This window comes from Staphylococcus sp. NAM3COL9 (assembly GCF_001431205.1).
In the GTDB taxonomy this organism is placed as follows: Bacteria; Bacillota; Bacilli; order Staphylococcales; family Staphylococcaceae; genus Staphylococcus.
This window is the reverse complement of record NZ_LGPC01000010.1, coordinates 56111-73191: the sequence shown is the minus strand read 5'-3', so window position 1 is coordinate 73191 and position 17081 is coordinate 56111. Positions and strand designations below refer to the sequence as shown.

Here is a 17081-nt window from a genome sequence, read left to right as displayed (position 1 = left end):
GCCTCTTTATTTTAGTATTTTTAACTTTTAAATTTATGTTTAATATTTGTACTAATATTTTTAAAAAATGTAGAAAACTTATTTTCACTTTCCACTAAAATATTATCTCCTGTATATGTTACTATATCACCTTTGACTGGTGAAGCGTTATTGAGAAATTTAATTTTCAATGTCTGGGTAGTTTGTATGTCTTTATGATTCATTACTTGAAAGTGTACATGTGGTTCAGATGCATTTCCTGAATTACCTACATTTGCGATATGTTGTCCACGCAATAATGTATCACCTTTCTCAACTTTGAACGAATAGGGTTTAATATGTGCTATCATACTATATTCATTGCGACCGTGCTTAATAATTATATAATTACCTTCAGGATGAATTGTATTATATTCTCCAGGTGTGCAATCAGGAATCCCATCTACAATTTCTTCTACTACTCCGTTGGCTGGAGCTAAAACAGGCGCATTATAACTAAAATAATTCTCACACTGTGTGGTATCGCCATTATATGTAAAACCTTCTATTACTTTTACAAAATCAAAAGCATTGCGTTGATTTTTATATCTATAGTGATGATTTAATAACTCATTTGCACCACCTGTATGAACAAGCCAATCTTCTTGTAATGGGATTGTATAACTACATTTCGAAAAATTAATCGAATGTGATTGCTTAATCGGTATTAGCGCTATTCCAATAATTTCTTGATATTTATTTAAAATAACACTTGCACCTGATTCCATGTTAGTATCAAACCAAATATACTCATCTTGGCGATTTATACGTAAATGCTTATACAATCTGTTCGTTCCCCTAATACCGTTATACGCACTTAACAACTTTTTAAATTCTTTATAAGAAGAAATTTCTTGAAAATAATCACTAAAATGCTCATAGAGCCAAATGGCATCTCTATTTTCTATTTTATTTATAATTATTTGTGCATTCATTGTTTCCATAATTTTACACAACCTATCAGTTGAATATAAATAATTACCTATCACTAACATAAAAAATCGCTCAAAAATTATCAAGTGAATAATTAGTGAACGATTAGAATAGGCTATTATTAAGCCATTTAATTAAATGAAATTATTTTGATACAACGTCTTCGCCATTGTATGAACCACAGTCCTTACACACGCGGTGAGATAATTTATATTCTCCACAACTTGGGCACTCTGTCATACCAGGTACTGAAATTTTGAAATGCGTACGACGTTTATTTTTTCTTGTTTTTGACGTTCTTCTTTTTGGTACTGCCATGATATATCCTCCTTATATTCAAACACTAAATAGAAATTTTCAGATTCAATAATCCATTATACTATAGATTATTAAAATCCGCTATTACTCTTCGTCATATAATTGTTGTAGTTTTTGAAGCCTAGGATCAATTTGCTTAGATTCAGATTCTTCCTTATCTTTCGCAAGCTCAACCGCTTCTTCTTCGTCAATAACTTCCCAACCATTGCCTTCACTTAACATCTGATCGCTTTCGCTTGAAAAAACACGCATTGGCTTTCCAATGATAACTAATTCTTCAGTAATATCTTTTAGATTTATCATACCGTTTGTTGCATCATGGTAATGTTCATCTTTATCTTCGCCATTACTATACTCATCATATCCTTCTAAATCAAAAATCTCTTGAGATTTAATATCTATAGGAGTTTCTACAGGAACTAATGTACGTGCACATGGCATCGTATACGTTCCAGTTATATGCATATCTGCAATGACTTCGTTTGATCTGACGGTTAATTCACCTTCAACATCAATATCAGATAGATCTATTAAATCTAATGATTTTACTAAATGATCAAAATTAACCGTTTGATGAAATTCAAATGGTTTATCTTGGAATTTTCTTAATTGTGTTATTGACCATTTCATAGGGCTTCACCTCTAACAAGCACAAAATTTATTTTAACTTTATAGACATAAGTTGTCAAGATTTTTTCTTAACACATTTACATCTGTTACAATATATATAATGAATTCTGAAAGGAAGAATTGCAAATGAAAAGCGTTGCACTAGTCACAGAATATAATCCTTTCCACAATGGTCACTTATACCATGCCCAGAAATCAAAGTCAATTACTGAGGCTGAAGTTTCTGTCGCAATTATGAGTGGAAACTTTGTAATGAGAGGCCAACCAGCAATTTATAATAAATTTACTCGAACGCAAATGGCGTTAACCGCTGTCGACCTAGTTATTGAATTACCAGCCTACTCTGCAATATCTGCAGGACAATATTTTGCAGAAACTGCAGTTCAAGTATCAGATTATTTAAATATTAATCATTTATCATTCGGAAGTGAATCTGGTGATATAAATTCATTTCTATCACTTGCTCAAGAAATGAATAAAGTAGAAGATTCCCCACAATTTTCGGAGAAATCTAGACAAGGTAAAAGCTATCCACGCATAATTAGTGAGCTTATCTCTGATCATTCATTACTTTCATCACCTAATAACACTTTGGGGATATCATATGTGCGTGCTATTCAAAAATGGGCACCAACCATCCAACCCTGGACGATACCTCGAGAACAAAGCGCTCATCATGATGATTTGATTTCAAACTTTACTTTTGCAAGCGGTACTTCGATTCGTAAATCAATTCAAACAGGTGATGAACAATGGAAAAAGGTTGTTCCTGAATCAGCTCAAGTACTTTATGAAGCGCCTCACGTCTCAATTGAAGATACCTTCACTTATATAAAATACGCAATTTTAAGTCAAGATGTGCAAACTTTAGAACAAATTCATTTAATGAGTGAAGGCTTAGAACACCGTTTAATACATTTAATCAATGAAGCTACTTCTTTTGAACATTTAATGAAATTAATTAAAACGAAGCGTTATACATATACGCATATCCAACGTTTACTTATGAACATTTTACTGAATTTCAAACAACAAGATAAACCTTCAACAATTGAAGCCGTTAGAGTATTGGGCATGACACAAAAAGGACAACAGTATTTAAAATATTTAAAAAACACTTTTCCAGAACGTAATTATATAACACAAGTCAATAAACAAAACGCACATTATTTTATGAACGAAATACACGCTACTCAGATTTATAATTTTCTTTCTAATAGAACCGCTACCGACTTCAACACACCTGTGATACGTGTTTAAAGTAGAGTATTAACCATAAATTACAAATGGCTGACCGCATACCTAAAAGTATGAAGTCAGCCTAAAACTAATTTTAATTATCCGGTTGTCTACATGAATAGATGCAGTTCAGCGATTGTGTATACAGTCTAGAACCACTTTCCAATTTGTTAAGTAGTGGTTCTTTATAGTTATTTTCTAAATTTTTTGTTCAATGCTTTTTCTACATGAACTGGGACGAAATCTGAAACATTCGCTTTATATGCAGCCACTTCTTTAACAACACTCGAACTAATAAATGAGTAATTTGTACTTGTCATCATGTACATTGTTTCTACATCACTATTTAGCTTTTTATTCATTGAAGTCAGTCTCAATTCATATTCAAAGTCACTTACAGCTCTCAAACCTCTGATTATTGTCTGTGCACCAATATCGTCACAAAAATCAACAAGTAATCCATTAAAATGATGTACTGTAACGTTATCCAAATGTTTCACTGATTCTTTAATCAGTTCTATGCGTTCTTCAATTGAAAATGTTCCTGCTTTACTACTGTTTTTTAAAACACAAATATGAAGCTCATCAAAGCGGTCAGCACTTCTATCTATGATATCTATATGCCCATATGTAATTGGATCAAAACTTCCGGGAATAACTGCTTTAGTTGTAGACATTTTAATCTCCTTTTTCTAATAACAAAGTGTCTGTCAGTCCATAATGATAACGCTTTATCACATGGAAAGGATCAGTATTAATTTTTTCGTGATGATTGAACTCACAAACGATAATACCACTTTCCTTTAATAAATTAAACTTTGCGATTTCATTCAACGCTTCATCTATAAGCCCTTTTTCATAAGGTGGGTCTAAAAAGATTACATCAAATTGAATATCACGTTTCGAAAGTGCTTTCAACGCACGGTCTGCATTGTTTTTATATACTTCGGTTTGTGATTCTATATTTAAACTTTTTAAATTTGCTTTAATCACTTTAACAGCTTTAAAATTCTGATCCACAAAAATCATTTTATCAATACCACGAGACAAGGCTTCGATACCTAAAGACCCGCTACCTGCATATAAATCTAAGCCTATACCTGAAACTTCATGAAGACTATTAAAAATACCTTCTTTCACTTTATCCATTGTAGGTCTAGTATTGCGACCTTCTATACTCTCGAGCGCTTTACTTTTATGTATTCCTGAAATCACTCTCATATTATTAACACTTCCATTCTTAAATCAAATTTTATATAATGCATACTGCATGATAAGGAGGATACAATAATGAAACAATCATTTATAAAATTAGGCGAAGGCCTCACAGACTTATTCGAATTTAACACTTTAATAGAATATAATTTCAAACGTATCGACCATATTGTCTATTTCCACACTTCTAATTTTGAAAAAAAACCTTCTTCAGTAGCAATCGTTATGCGACCTACAAGCGAAAATCACTTCCAAGCTATGTATATCATGGTTAATGCTTTAAATTATCCCTATCCTAATTCAAACAAAAAGTTTGAAATGATCAATGAGCAAGCAAACCTATATAATATAGATATCAAAGAGGTAGATGTACAACCGAGTGACACCTTCCATGATATCGATTTATATTTTAACTACTTAATCAGTGTTTTAAGACTGCAAAGATGGATTCCACCATTGCAATAAATTAAATAAAACAAGCCACTGTAGATAATCATTGTACTATCGTGGCTTTTCAACTGATTCATATTAAATCATTAGCTAGATTTCTCTTGATCAGATACAAAAAACAAAACTTTTGAATCAAGATATTTCATGCTGTTCTTTTTCATAAACCTTTTTTAAATATTTATAGGGCGAACCTTCAATATTCTTCACATATTTGAGCCTCATTAATTTTTCAACAATTTGATCCGCTTCTTCTTCATTTATATACATTACGACATAGCGTTGTTGTCTATTTACACTTACGATATGGCCAAATTTTCTTACTTGTCTTTCGTGTTTCATATGTTTCAAATAAATTATTAAACTTGTTCTAGCTATAGTATTCATTTTTTTCACTCCAATTATTAGCCATTATATAATATCATTTCTTTTTCTTTTTATAAATAACAATTATTTTGATGTATCACAAACATTTGCTATATTACTCTATATACTCAAAACTGAGGAGGATTGCTCGTGATAAAAATCAATAAATTAATTAAGGGCGGATTTCTAAGTACGCTTGGTTTAGTCGGTAGCGTGTTTTTAATTACTAAATATAAAGCTAAACCGAATAATCAAAGTATACCATCTTTCTTTTCTAAACCTGCACCATATATATTTGCCCATCGCGGTGGTATGGCTGTGAGACCAGAGCAAACTAAACTTGCTTTTGATAATGCAGCAGCACACGGGATTGATGGATTTGAAACAGATGTGAGACTTACAAAAGATCGAAACCTTATCGTTTTCCATGATGAAGACGTGAATCGTACAACTAACGGTTCGGGTAAAGTATCAGAACATACTTTAGCAGAGTTAAGACAGTTAGATTCAGGATATCATTTTGTAGATATAAACGGACATAAACCTTATCGAGGTCACAAAGATGCTTATATTTTATCTTTTGATGAATTACTTAAATTATATCCAAATCAATTGATTAATGTCGATTTAAAAGATGACCCTGAAAGTGAACATGGCCGCCTCGTACCAGAAATTATATATGAGGACATTGTTGCTAATAATGCTCAAAATCACGTATTAGTAACAAGTTTCCACAGTAAACAAATTGAACGTTTTAATATAATAAGTAATGGCACAGTAGCCATTGGCGCAAGTCAAAGTGAAGTTGCAGAAGGTTTCTTAAAGTTCTATTTAAGTCTAGGCAATACCTTTCAACCACGTGCACACACTTTCCAAATGCCTGTTTCATTCAAAGGTATTAAACTAACTTCACCAAAATTCATTCAATGGCTTAACACGCGTGACATCATTCCAGGTTATTATGGGGTGAATAATCTCGACTTAATGAATGATTTAATTTTTAATGATGCGCATACACTTGTTACTGACAGACCAGATTTAGCAGAACGCTTTAAACATACTTATCACTAATAATGTATGTTTCACAATAAAGCTGGGAAACCTCAATGAGGCGTCCCAGCTTTATTCAATATTTATTATTGATGACTCTAAAAATCTAGCTTAAAGTGAACAGCTACATGATCCGCCTGTAGCACAGCCACTTGCGTCTTTTTGAAAAAATGGGTTGCCTGTTTCAATTTTTACATTTTCAGAAACAGCGTATGCAATTTTAACAATCACTTCATCTATTAAATCCTGTAATAAAACTTCTTTTTGTTTAAAATCCATTACAACTGGTAGCATTTCATAAGCACGTTTACGTTTACGTGTGTCTAACATTACCGTTTGGTAATCAGGGTGGTATTTACCAAAGCGCATAATTTCATCATATTTATCTTTTGATTTCAAAAATGCTTGGTATAATAAATGTGCTTCATCATTATCCGCCAACTGTTGTTCAGCCTCTTTATATTCTTTATATAATCTTGATTCAAGTATTTTATCACTAAGTGCTTCAATTTCATCAAGCACTGTTAATGTTTCTTCAGTAATCATCGTTACAAATCTCCTTTCTATTTATCTTCAACAAAAATAATTGTGTAGTAACCATTTGTTACTTCGCCACCCATTTCATTATATTTAGAGTTTAACATTCTAGATCTATGAATATCTGAGTTGAGCCAACTATGTATTAAAGTTGGAACTTCGTTAAAATCATAGCCTACATTTTGACTAGCAGATACAAATGGCACCTCTTGCTCATTTAGCTGTTGTTTTAAAGCATCTTCAGTAAATTCAACACTATCAGTACCAATTGCTTCATACAAGTTAAATGAGGCAATATGCGTTAAATGATTATTAACTTTCAATGGATCGGCATCCTTTAACTTTCTCATTTCATTTGTAATTTCATAAAGTGTCGTTAGCTGATTTGAGTTTTGCTCATAAGTAATATTACTATATTTGCTTTTAACCTCTTTATCCTCTTTGGTAGATAACATTTGATATGGTTTAAATGCTGCCAGAGCTTCACTATCTAAATATCTAACCGCGACAACCTCATTAGATTGTTGATCTATGTATACTTGAGCATAGATATCTTTAAATTTAATGAGTGCTTGTGTTTTCATATCCGAATCAGATAACTCAAATTCATATTGCTTACCATTTACGGTAATCATTGGTTCTGGATTAATACTATATTTTTCAAAAACATGTGACGCATCGTCCTGTATTTTTATTGGATTTACATTAGCATCTTTACCTGTTGCATAAACAGATTTAACGATACCTTTTTTAGTAGTAATCAAATAATATTTATCTTTTTGCTTAAATACATAGTTTTTAAAATTTTTTTTATATGGATAAACTCGATCAGCTTGACCATATTTATCAGTTAATTTATCTAAGCTTTGACCAACCCACGTACTTACGCCTTTTTTAGGCTTCGGATTTTCAGCGTTTGTCTCAGTTTTTTGAGCATCCTTATTTTGAGTCATTTTAGTTGAATCTTTATTAGGATTTTCGAGTACGTCAAACTTTAAACGCGGTGAGTAAAATAAATAAATTAAAAAACAAATTAATAATAATACACCAATAATTTTAATTATTAGTTTTTTCATCGCTCACCCACCTATATATTACTTTCATTTATTGTACATGTTTCATTATGTCACAAGCAAGGTATGACATTATAAATTCTTTGTTAAGATTAGCACAGGTCATTCAAAATACACATTTTTACGATTCAGCGATACAAGTGATACATCATCCTTTATTGGGTATAATTATAATTGAGAGGTGAAAATTATGACAATAATTTGTATTCACGGCGCAAAACAAAACAATTTAAAAGATATTTCTGTTGATATACCAAAGCATCAAATAACGGTTTTTACTGGTCGTTCAGGTTCAGGAAAATCTTCATTAGTATTTAATACAATTGCTGCCGAATCAGAACGTCTTTTAAACGAGACATATTCTACATATATACAACATCAATTAACACAATATTCCAAACCAAAAGTAGATTTGATTGAACACCTACCAGTTGCTATGATTATCAACCAAAAACGATTAGGTGGCAATTCACGTTCAACAGTAGGTACAATATCTGATATATATGCTTCAGTAAGATTATTATGGTCTCGAATAGGAGAACCTTTTGTGGGTTACTCTGACATATTCTCATTTAACAATCCTAAAGGAATGTGCGATACATGCTCAGGTCTAGGGTACGTGGAAGACATAGATTTAAATGAGCTGTTAGATTTTAATAAATCTTTAAACGAAGATGCGATACGATTCCCCTCTTTTAGACCGGATAGTTGGAGAGGCAAGCGCTATTTGTATACAGGTTTATTTGATAATGATAAAAAATTAAAAGATTATACCCAAGAAGAACTTAATACATTGCTGTACACAAAGCCTACTAAACTGAAAAACCCACCTAATAATTGGCCTAAAACAGCCAAATTCGAAGGTTTAATTCATCGCTTCAGACGTTCTTTTTTACTCAATGATAATTTTGAAAAAAATAAATTTAGAGAAGCCATAGATCGTGTCGTGACTTCAAAAGAATGTACGAAATGTCACGGAAAAAGATTACACCCAGATATTTTAAAATGTAAAATTAATGGTTTTGACATCGCAGATTTCACTCAATTATCCATTGATGATACGTTAGATTTTATTAAAAACATTCATTCAGATAAAGCACGAGTTATTATTGAACCACTACAACAACAATTACAATCTTTAAGTTATATTGGCCTTAATTACTTAACTTTATCTAGAGAAACTACCACGCTTTCAGGTGGTGAATCACAACGCATTAAATTAATAAGACATCTTAATAGCCCTTTAAGTGATCTGATGTACATTATAGATGAGCCTAGTGTTGGTTTACATCCTGATGACATACAACGTATAAATGAAATCATACAATCTTTAAAAGACAAAGGTAATACTGTGTTGGTCGTAGAACATGATCCTGATGTTATACGTATTGCTGACTACGTTATAGATTTAGGTCCACTTGCTGGAAAAAATGGTGGCGAGATCACATTTGCTGGGTCTTATAATGCTTTATTAAAATCAACTACCAGTACAGGCGTTGCACTGCGAAGAATGCATGAGCTTAAATCACAACCTAGAGAGAGCCAACATTTTATTAAACTATCTAATATATCTCGTAATAATTTAAAAAATGTTTCAACTCAAATACCAGAAGAGGCTATGACTGTGGTGACTGGTGTCGCAGGTTCCGGCAAAAGTTCTTTAATTCATGAAGGGTTAAGTCAGTTACAAGACACTATTTTTATTGATCAAAAACCTGTGCATGCTTCAAGTCGTTCTAACTTACTCACTTATTTAAATATATTTGATGAAGTACGAAGCTATTTCAGTGAAGAAACAGGATTAAAAAAATCTATGTTTAGTTATAATTCAGAAGGCGCCTGTCCAGAGTGCCATGGTAAAGGTATTTTAAAAACCGAACTTGCATTTATGCCAGATTTTACTCAAACGTGTGATGTTTGTAATGGACTAAGATATAAACCAGAAGTGCTTGATGCTAAAGTAGCAGGTTATTCAATTGCAGATATTCTTGCGCTAACTGTAGATGAAGCAATCGAATTTTTCCATTCAAAACACAATATTTCAACACCTTTGAACGCTTTAAAATCCACGGGGCTAAATTATATGACATTAGGTCAAACGTTAAATACATTGTCAGGTGGCGAGGTTCAACGTGTGAAACTAAGTAAATATTTAACATGTACTGTAAATCACCACACTTTTGTCTTTGATGAACCTACAACAGGATTACATGAAGATGACATACCTATATTATTAGACTGTTTTAATCAACTTATTGATGACAGCAACACAGTAGTAGTTATAGAACATAACTTAACCATGATGACGCATGCAGACTGGATCATTGATATAGGACCTTACGCTGGTGGACAAGGTGGACAATTACTATATGAAGGACAGCCAAAAGGTTTATTAGATACTAAAGATTCTGTAACAGCCAAACACTTAATAAGATATTTGAATGATTAGAATAAACCTCTAGCATTATTGTTTATTAACTATATCATTGTAACTAAAAAAATGGTAAGCAATCAAAATTTGATTGCTTACCATTTTTATTATATGCCAGAAATCTTTTACGTAAAATGACTAATAGTAAATTAAATATTAGTTATAATCCAATCGTTGCTTTGATTAGCGATGTTGTTTCTCCACCAGGATAGATTACATAAAGTAATGCGTATACTGCTAAACCAGTAATTGCAGTGAAGAACCATACAATTGATGCAATTGGACCAACAAATCTATGCACTTTAAATTTCTCTTTAAATGCCGTAATAATTTGTGATACACCTAAAATTGCACCAATTGTTGCTAAGTTGATATGGAATACTAAGAATATAGTGTAATAAATTTTCATTGAATCAGGACCGCCGAAAGCAGTGTTACCAATGAAAATAGTTCTCGAAGCATAAATGATGAAAAATGCGAGTGCAAAAAATGCCGCACTAAGCATTACTTTTTTATGACTTTCAATTTCTCTTTTCCAAATTTTGCGCCAACCTATTGCAACTAAGATCGCACTAATAACAATAAAACTTGTACTTAAAGTAGGTAAAATTGGTAAATTCATATATTACATCCTCATTATTAATTATTAGAACATTTGTATTAATGATACGACAACAACGAGCACAAAGAATACTACTAAATAATTCAATGAATAAACAAACATTTTTGTTGCCCATTTCGTTTGATCTAAATCTTTTTTAAAACTTGTTAACCACATATATACCCAACCTAAATTCAACAATGTTGCTATCACAATGAACGTTGTGCCTAAAGTGCTAAGTAAAAATGGTAGTGGTAATAAGAATACAAGCCATATAAACATGCTCACTCTCGTACGGCTAAACCCTTTAACGGATGGTAGCATTGGAATATTTGCTAATGAATATTCATCTTTACGCTTAATTGCTAACGCATAAAAATGAACTGGTTGCCAACAGAATACTACTAAGAATAGCGCTACTGCTACTAAACTGAGGTTTCCTTCGATTGCGGTCCAACCAATTAGTGGTGGCACTGCTCCTGGGAAACTACCAATTACTGTATTCCAAACCGTGTGACGTTTAGACCAAATAGAATAAAATGAAACATATCCAACAATCCCTATCAAGCCAATTACTCCTGAAGGTATGTTTAATGCAAATAGTAACGCTTCCCCTATAAGCATCATTCCAAAACTGAGAATCAATAAATTTCTATCTGTGATTCTCTCATTAACTGTTGGTCTCTGTTGTTTACTTGGCATGATACTGTCAATATCTTGATCATAATAATTATTTAAAGCACATGCGCCCCCCATAATTAACGTAGAGCCCACCAACATCATTAAGATTTGTGGTATTGACGAGAGGAAGGAATGATTCGTCAACACAATTGCAAGCCATGTACCAGCAAATGCGGGTAGTAAGTTTCCTTGTACAAGCCCCATTTTGATGATTTGCTGTATCTCTTTAAAATTTACACGACTAGAATTATGTGACAAAGTTTGTTCTTTGTTCATAATTTCCCTCCTATTTTTTTCATATAATACAATGATATATTAAATTTGTGTTATTGACTACATTTATGTAAAGTTATTTGTGACACTTTAACGACTTTCACAAATAGTCATTTTTGTGACACAATTTAATCTATATTTCTTGTTATAATGTTAGTTAAGATTTATTTAAATTTTATAAGTATGCCTTTTCGAGATTAAAAAATTACAATAATTACGACAAATAATGTTACAACTGAATGTAATTTAATGTCTCAAGAGTTTTACATATAAGTGGGGGGTTAATTCTTGTTTAGCAAAAAAAACCTAAAATGGTTATCTGTTTTAGCAACACTCATTATGGCTTTTGTTCAATTGGGTGGTGCCTTAGTTACCAAGACTGGTTCGGCAGATGGATGTGGCTCTGACTGGCCATTATGTCATGGTGCATTTTTACCTCAAAATTTACCAATTCAAACGTTGATTGAATTAAGTCACCGTGCAGTTTCAGGCTTATCATTAATTATTGTATTGTGGTTAGCTATAGTTGCTTGGAAGCATATTGGTCATATTAAAGAAGTAAAACCGTTAAGTATTATAAGTGTTGGGTTCTTAGTCATCCAAGCGCTTGTAGGTGCAGCAGCAGTAATATGGCAACAAAATTCATACACGTTGGCATTACACTTTGGTATTTCTCTAATTTCATTTTCATCAGTATTTATCTTAACTTTAATTATTTTTGAAGTTGATCGAAAATATGAAGCAGATGAACTATTTATCAGAAAACCATTAAGAATTTATACATGGATTATGGCAATTGTTGTGTATTTAACTATTTACACTGGTGCACTAGTAAGACATAAAGAAGCCAGTTTAGCATATGGTAAATGGCCTTTACCATTCGACGATATCATACCTCATAACGTGCAAGATTGGGTAAACTTTACACACAGAGGCATGGCTTTAATTACTTTCATCTGGATATTACTTGCATTTATCCATGCAGTAAAAAATTATAGTCAAAATCGTACAATTCGATTTGGTTATACAGCTGCCTTTATTTTAGTAGTCTTGCAAGTTATTACAGGTGCTTTATCTATGATGACAAATGTTAATTTATTTATTGCTTTGTTACATGCACTTTTTATTACCATATTGTTTGGTTTAATAGCATACTTTATAGTATTAATGCTACGAACGATTCGAAGTGGCGGATAAATAAGTTTCGATTCGTTAATAAACAGAAAAAGTACGTAGACAAACCAAATGCCTTTTCAGCATTTGGTTTTTTTATAGCTATTATTCATTAATATCACCTGTTTGCATTTAATTAATTCAACTAATGAATGATTGATTATTTTTTTAAATGGCAATGATTTGAATGGACTTCTGACTGTTAGAATCACCCTCCTCTATTATATTTTGTTGCAATAGAAACAGCCACCAGATTCCCATTTAGGGAAACCTGACGGCTGTTTCATTGTAAAATAATAAATTTAATCTACTGGTTCTTTTTCAATTTCAATTAATAAGTCACCTGTTTGAATTGCTTCTCCACTTTGAACTGTAACCTTCTTAACCACACCATCAAATGGTGATTGGATTGTTGTTTCCATTTTCATTGCCTCTGTAATTAATAAAGGTTGGCCACTCGTAACTGATTCACCTTCTGAAATTTTAACTTCAGTAACTGAACCTGGCATCTGAGCACCGATATGATTTGGATTTAATTTATCCGCTTTAGGTTTCACACTTTCACTTGCCTTGACGTTTTCATCTTGAATGAAGATACGACGCGCTTGACCATTCATATCATAGAAAATTGTACGAATACCTTTTTCATCAGGTTCGGTAATCGTCTTAAGTGTAATGATCAGTCTCTTACCTGTGTCAATTTCAATTTCTACTGTCTCGTTAGATCTCATTCCAAAGAAGAATGTTGGCGTATCTAACAATGACACATTACCAAATTGTTCTTGCGTTGAGATAAATTGATCATAAACTTTTGGATATAACACATAACTGATTATATCTTGTTCTGTAACTTCTCTTTCTTGTTTCTCTTCTAATTCTTTTCTTACCGCTTCAAAATCTACAGGCTCTAAATATTCACCTGGTCTATCTGTTAAAGCTGTTTGACCTTTTAAGATGATTTTTTGCAATTGTTTATTAAAACCACTTACTGGTTGGCCAATTTCCCCTTTAAAGAATGATACAACGGATTCAGGGAAGTCTAATTTATAGCCATCATCAATGATAGTTTGTTCATCTAAATCATTTTGTACCATGTATAAAGCCATATCACCTACCACTTTAGAAGAAGGCGTTACTTTTACAATATCGCCAAACAAGAAATTGACACGTTTGTACATTTCTTTCACTTCGTTAAATCTATTCCCCAACCCTAAACTTTTAGCTTGTTGACTTAAGTTTGAATATTGTCCACCTGGCATTTCATGTTGATAAATTTCGGTATTAGGTGATTTAATATCACTTTCAAAATCACTATAATATTGACGCACTGTACCCCAATAATGAGATAATTCTTCCATACCATCAATATCCGCACGCACATTTCTACCAAAACCATTTAATGCATAGTATAACGAATTAGAACTTGGTTGACTTGTTAGCCCACTCATTGATGCTAGGGCAGTATCAATGACATCTACGCCAGCATCTATCGCTTGTTTGTAAACAAGTATGCCATTGCCACTTGTATCATGTGTATGCAAATGGATAGGTAAATCTACCGCAGCTTTTAATTCACCAATTAACTCGTTCGCAGCTTTAGGTTTCAATAAGCCGGCCATATCTTTAATCGCTAAAATATGGAAGCCTTCTCTTTCAAGTTCTTTTGCCATATTCACATAATATTCTAATGTGTACAGGTCAGAACGATTCGGGTTCAAGATATCACCTGTATAACAAATTGCACCTTCTGAAATTTTACCTGCTTCTTGTACTGCTTCGTTTGCTACTTTCATTTGATCTACCCAGTTTAATGAATCAAATATACGGAATACATCAATTCCAGCGTCTGCACTCTCTTTGACAAACTTTTTAATTACGTTGTCAGGGTAGTTTTTATATCCGACTGCATTAGAAGCACGTAGTAACATTTGGAATAGTACATTTGGCACAGCCTTTCTCAATCTTTCCAATCTTTCCCACGGGTTTTCTTTTAAGAAGTTAAATGCGACATCGAATGTTGCACCACCCCACATTTCTAATGAAAAGCTATTTTTCATTACATCCGCAGTTTTAGAAGCAATGTTCATCATGTCCTTCGTACGTACACGAGTAGCAAGTAATGATTGATGTGCATCTCTAAATGTTGTGTCTGTAATTAATACATCTTCTTGTTGTTTTAACCAATCTGCAACTGCTTTAGGACCTTGTGCGTCTAATAGTTGCTTAGTACCTTCTAATTGGTCAACTTCTTTTTTAGCAGTCTTCGGAATTGGAGATGCTTCATAAATCGGTTTTGATCGTTTTTCAACGTTCGGGAAACCATTAATTGAAACATTGCCTATATATTCTAGTGTTTTTGTACCACGGTCAAGTGTTGGTGCTATATCAAAAAGTTCTGGCGTTTTCTCGATGAATTTCGTTGTATAATCGCCAGTTTTAAATTGTTCATGTCTCATTACATTAATCAAGAATGGCACATTTGTTTTAACGCCACGAATTCTCATTTCTTGTAGCGAACGATCCATTTTTTCATTTGCTTGCTTAAATGACATCGCATGAGTTGATAGTTTCACGAGTAATGAATCATAATAAGGTGAAATTTCCGCGCCTTGGAAACCATCACCAGCGTCTAATCTAACCCCAAAACCACCACTTGAACGGTAAGCTATGATTCTCCCCGTATCAGGCATGAAATCATTTGTAGGATCTTCAGTCGTAATACGACATTGTATAGCGTATCCTAACGTTTGAATATCTTCTTGTTTTGGCATACTAATTTCATCATCAAATAATACTTCTCCGTCTGCTATAAGTATCTGTGTTTTAACAATATCCACACCTGTAACCATTTCAGTAATTGTATGTTCAACTTGCACACGTGGGTTCACTTCTATGAAATAGAATTCGTCTCCTGATACTAAGAATTCTACAGTACCTGCGTTAACGTATTTTATATTTTCCATGAGTTGGATTGCAGCATCAGAAATACGTTCTCTTAAATCATCAGACAACGCAACTGAAGGCGCTACTTCCACTACTTTTTGGTGACGACGTTGCACAGAGCAATCACGTTCATATAAGTGTACGATATTACCATGTTCATCACCCATAATTTGAACTTCTATATGTTTTGGGTTATCGATGTATTTTTCAATATATACTTCACTGTTACCGAATGATTTTTCAGCTTCAGACTTAGCACGGTGGAATGCATCTTCTAATTCATCTTCTGCATGAACAATACGCATGCCTTTACCACCGCCACCACTTGTTGCTTTAATCATAAGTGGATAGCCTGCTTCGTTTGCAAAAGCTATAGCATCTTTTTGATTATCAATAGGTCCATCAGTACCTGGTATAACTGTTAAATCTGCTTTAATTGCTGTTGATCTTGCTTTAACTTTGTCCCCAAACATATCTAAATGCTCAACACGTGGCCCAATAAACTTGATGCCTTCTTCCTGACATCTGCGTGCAAATGTTTCATTTTCACTTAAAAAACCATAACCAGGGTGAATTGCATCTACATCGGCATGTTTTGCCACTTCTAAAATGCGCTCAATATCTAAATATGATTCTGCAGGACCTAAATCTTCGCCTACTAAGTATGACTCATCTGCTTTATATCTATGTAAAGACCCTTTATCTTCATTTGAATAAATCGCAACTGTTTGTACATTTAACTCAGTTGCTGCTCTAAAAATCCTTATTGCTATTTCTCCACGATTGGCTACCATAAGTTTATTTATTTTTTTCAAAACATGGTCCCCCTTAAAATTTGAATTTTCTAAAAAGTTTGATATAGGAACCATTATAGCAAAATACGAACAATGTATACAAATAAAAGTTTATTCGCTTATTCAAGAAACACTACTTAAACTGTTGAATTGTGATCGCTGTTAGATAAATTTTTATTTGTATGCAGTAGTCTCTAAACATTGTATTATACTCGCATTTCTAAGATTTTATATCATAGCTATAGTATAATAAAAACACTAAGTTTTTCAAAATTAAGATGCCTGTTTATAAAAATAAGCAAACGTTTTCAACATTTTACTGTTGTAACGTTTGCTTTTACAAATTACACTTTCATATT

At 32.7% G+C, this 17081-nt stretch carries 16 protein-coding genes; 5 read left to right on the top strand and 11 right to left on the bottom strand.

Translation table 11 applies throughout. From position 1 onward, the window contains the following. Window positions 1–20 precede the first annotated feature (20 nt). The 3 genes from ACA31_RS02865 to ACA31_RS02855 form a co-directional block, all read right to left on the bottom strand. On the bottom strand, window positions 21–962 hold the full coding sequence (locus ACA31_RS02865) for a M23 family metallopeptidase (RefSeq protein ID WP_057511872.1): 942 nt from the start codon (window positions 960–962) through the stop codon (window positions 21–23). A gap of 133 nt (window positions 963–1095) precedes the next feature. Further along, on the bottom strand, window positions 1096–1269 hold the full coding sequence (gene rpmF, locus ACA31_RS02860) for a 50S ribosomal protein L32 (RefSeq protein WP_057511871.1): 174 nt from the start codon (window positions 1267–1269) through the stop codon (window positions 1096–1098). Window positions 1270–1353: 84 nt separating this feature from the next. Beyond that, window positions 1354–1899 carry a YceD family protein gene (locus ACA31_RS02855; RefSeq protein WP_057511870.1) on the bottom strand — a complete coding sequence of 182 codons (546 nt, stop codon included), beginning with the start codon at window positions 1897–1899 and terminating at the stop codon, window positions 1354–1356. A 126-nt stretch (window positions 1900–2025) separates the two neighbouring features. Between ACA31_RS02855 and ACA31_RS02850 the strand changes: the two genes are divergently transcribed. Continuing rightward, window positions 2026–3159, top strand: a complete 1134-nt coding sequence (locus ACA31_RS02850) for a nucleotidyltransferase (protein WP_057511869.1) — start codon at window positions 2026–2028, stop codon at window positions 3157–3159. A gap of 170 nt (window positions 3160–3329) precedes the next feature. On the opposite strand, the gene coaD is transcribed toward ACA31_RS02850, so the two are convergent. Both coaD and rsmD read right to left on the bottom strand, forming a co-directional pair. Next, window positions 3330–3815 carry a pantetheine-phosphate adenylyltransferase gene (coaD, locus tag ACA31_RS02845; protein WP_002507974.1) on the bottom strand — a complete coding sequence of 162 codons (486 nt, stop codon included), beginning with the start codon at window positions 3813–3815 and terminating at the stop codon, window positions 3330–3332. A gap of 1 nt (window position 3816) precedes the next feature. Continuing rightward, window positions 3817–4359: a 16S rRNA (guanine(966)-N(2))-methyltransferase RsmD gene (rsmD, locus tag ACA31_RS02840; protein WP_057511868.1), complete on the bottom strand. Its 543-nt coding sequence runs from the start codon at window positions 4357–4359 to the stop codon at window positions 3817–3819. Between the two features lie 69 nt (window positions 4360–4428). Here rsmD and ACA31_RS02835 point away from each other — a divergent pair, with 69 nt between their 5' ends. Next, entirely contained in the window at window positions 4429–4818 is a 390-nt protein-coding gene (locus ACA31_RS02835; protein WP_057511867.1) for a DUF7147 family protein, read from the top strand. 117 nt (window positions 4819–4935) lie between these two features. Here the strand turns inward: ACA31_RS02835 and ACA31_RS02830 are convergent, their stop codons facing one another. Continuing rightward, the gene (locus ACA31_RS02830; RefSeq protein WP_057511866.1) at window positions 4936–5187 is read right to left on the bottom strand and encodes a YlbG family protein; all 252 of its coding nucleotides are present in this window, start codon (window positions 5185–5187) and stop codon (window positions 4936–4938) included. 129 nt (window positions 5188–5316) lie between these two features. Here ACA31_RS02830 and ACA31_RS02825 point away from each other — a divergent pair, with 129 nt between their 5' ends. After that, complete coding sequence (locus tag ACA31_RS02825; protein ID WP_057511865.1) at window positions 5317–6237, top strand: glycerophosphodiester phosphodiesterase; 921 nt, start codon at window positions 5317–5319, stop codon at window positions 6235–6237. A 90-nt stretch (window positions 6238–6327) separates the two neighbouring features. Here the strand turns inward: ACA31_RS02825 and ACA31_RS02820 are convergent, their stop codons facing one another. Both ACA31_RS02820 and ACA31_RS02815 read right to left on the bottom strand, forming a co-directional pair. Next, entirely contained in the window at window positions 6328–6762 is a 435-nt protein-coding gene (locus tag ACA31_RS02820) for a YlbF family regulator (RefSeq protein WP_002507979.1), read from the bottom strand. A gap of 17 nt (window positions 6763–6779) precedes the next feature. After that, a complete protein-coding gene (locus ACA31_RS02815; protein ID WP_057511864.1) occupies window positions 6780–7829 on the bottom strand; it encodes a CAP-associated domain-containing protein in 1050 nt (349 codons plus the stop codon). Between the two features lie 187 nt (window positions 7830–8016). Here ACA31_RS02815 and ACA31_RS02810 point away from each other — a divergent pair, with 187 nt between their 5' ends. Then, entirely contained in the window at window positions 8017–10275 is a 2259-nt protein-coding gene (locus ACA31_RS02810; RefSeq protein ID WP_057511863.1) for an ATP-binding cassette domain-containing protein, read from the top strand. Window positions 10276–10417: 142 nt separating this feature from the next. On the opposite strand, the gene ACA31_RS02805 is transcribed toward ACA31_RS02810, so the two are convergent. Together ACA31_RS02805 and cyoE are read right to left on the bottom strand one after the other, a co-directional pair. Further along, entirely contained in the window at window positions 10418–10879 is a 462-nt protein-coding gene (locus tag ACA31_RS02805) for a DUF420 domain-containing protein (protein ID WP_057511862.1), read from the bottom strand. Between the two features lie 24 nt (window positions 10880–10903). Beyond that, window positions 10904–11815, bottom strand: a complete 912-nt coding sequence (cyoE, locus tag ACA31_RS02800; protein WP_057511861.1) for a heme o synthase — start codon at window positions 11813–11815, stop codon at window positions 10904–10906. 285 nt (window positions 11816–12100) lie between these two features. Between cyoE and ACA31_RS02795 the strand changes: the two genes are divergently transcribed. Next, complete coding sequence (locus tag ACA31_RS02795; RefSeq protein ID WP_057511860.1) at window positions 12101–13009, top strand: COX15/CtaA family protein; 909 nt, start codon at window positions 12101–12103, stop codon at window positions 13007–13009. 278 nt (window positions 13010–13287) lie between these two features. Here ACA31_RS02795 and ACA31_RS02790 read toward each other — a convergent pair whose 3' ends face one another. Then, complete coding sequence (locus tag ACA31_RS02790; protein ID WP_057511859.1) at window positions 13288–16743, bottom strand: pyruvate carboxylase; 3456 nt, start codon at window positions 16741–16743, stop codon at window positions 13288–13290. Window positions 16744–17081: the final 338 nt, after the last annotated feature.

Bases quoted from the DNA above. Each gene is read 5' to 3' on its own strand.
- ACA31_RS02815 (WP_057511864.1), bottom strand. From the start codon at position 7,829: ATGAAAAAACTAATAATTAAAATTATTGGTGTATTATTATTAATTTGT.
- ACA31_RS02855 (WP_057511870.1), bottom strand. From the start codon at position 1,899: ATGAAATGGTCAATAACACAATTAAGAAAATTCCAAGATAAACCATTT.
- ACA31_RS02805 (WP_057511862.1), bottom strand. From the start codon at position 10,879: ATGAATTTACCAATTTTACCTACTTTAAGTACAAGTTTTATTGTTATT.
- cyoE (WP_057511861.1), bottom strand. From the start codon at position 11,815: ATGAACAAAGAACAAACTTTGTCACATAATTCTAGTCGTGTAAATTTT.
- ACA31_RS02820 (WP_002507979.1), bottom strand. From the start codon at position 6,762: ATGATTACTGAAGAAACATTAACAGTGCTTGATGAAATTGAAGCACTT.
- ACA31_RS02830 (WP_057511866.1), bottom strand. From the start codon at position 5,187: ATGAATACTATAGCTAGAACAAGTTTAATAATTTATTTGAAACATATG.
- ACA31_RS02810 (WP_057511863.1), top strand. From the start codon at position 8,017: ATGACAATAATTTGTATTCACGGCGCAAAACAAAACAATTTAAAAGAT.
- rpmF (WP_057511871.1), bottom strand. From the start codon at position 1,269: ATGGCAGTACCAAAAAGAAGAACGTCAAAAACAAGAAAAAATAAACGT.
- ACA31_RS02865 (WP_057511872.1), bottom strand. From the start codon at position 962: ATGGAAACAATGAATGCACAAATAATTATAAATAAAATAGAAAATAGA.
- rsmD (WP_057511868.1), bottom strand. From the start codon at position 4,359: ATGAGAGTGATTTCAGGAATACATAAAAGTAAAGCGCTCGAGAGTATA.
- coaD (WP_002507974.1), bottom strand. From the start codon at position 3,815: ATGTCTACAACTAAAGCAGTTATTCCCGGAAGTTTTGATCCAATTACA.
- ACA31_RS02850 (WP_057511869.1), top strand. From the start codon at position 2,026: ATGAAAAGCGTTGCACTAGTCACAGAATATAATCCTTTCCACAATGGT.
- ACA31_RS02835 (WP_057511867.1), top strand. From the start codon at position 4,429: ATGAAACAATCATTTATAAAATTAGGCGAAGGCCTCACAGACTTATTC.